Source organism: Pseudomonas sp. DCB_AW (genome assembly GCF_026240895.1).
GTDB classification, from domain to species: domain Bacteria; phylum Pseudomonadota; class Gammaproteobacteria; order Pseudomonadales; family Pseudomonadaceae; genus Aquipseudomonas; species Aquipseudomonas kermanshahensis.
The window spans coordinates 1-555 of the sequence record NZ_JAPFCE010000163.1; the positions used below are offsets into that span (position 1 = coordinate 1).

The 555-nt window shown below is 49.7% G+C and carries 1 protein-coding gene; it reads right to left on the reverse strand.

Going from position 1 to position 555, the window contains the following annotated elements; all coding sequences use genetic code 11:
• Window positions 1–478, reverse strand: a 478-nt coding sequence (locus OO306_RS28055) for an immunoglobulin heavy chain variable domain-containing protein (RefSeq protein ID WP_265970387.1), incomplete at its 3' end; no start/stop codon positions are given.
• Window positions 479–555 lie beyond the last annotated feature (77 nt).

Here is a 555-nt window from a genome sequence, read left to right on the forward strand (position 1 = left end):
GGGGATATCCACCATGGATTTTCAAGTGCAGATTTTCAGCACCCAACAGCCTAACAGGCAACTTCATGGTGGATATCCCCTCTCCACACACAGGAGCCAGTGGATAGACAGATGGGGGTGTCGTTTTGGCTGAGGAGACTGTGAGAGTGGTGCCTTGGCCCCAGTAGTCAAAGTAGGAAAGTCGAAGTCTTGCACAGTAATAGACTGCAGAGTCCTCAGATGTCAGGCTGCGGAGGTCCATGTAGGCTGTGTTAGAGGACTTGTCTACAGTCAATGTGGCCTTGCCCTTGAATTTCTGGTTGTAGCTAGAAAAACCATTGTAAGGATAAATATATCCAATCCAATCGAGGATATCTCCATGGCTCTGCTTCACCCAGTGCATGTAGTAGCCAGTGAATGAGTAACCAGAAGCCTTGCAGGATATCTTCACTGAAGCCCCAGGCTTCACCAGCTCAGGTCCAGACTCCTGCAGCTGCACCTCGAATTCCCGGGGATATCCACCATGATGGTGTTAAGTCTTTTGTGCCTGTGGAGAGTCAGTCCTTCCCAAATGTC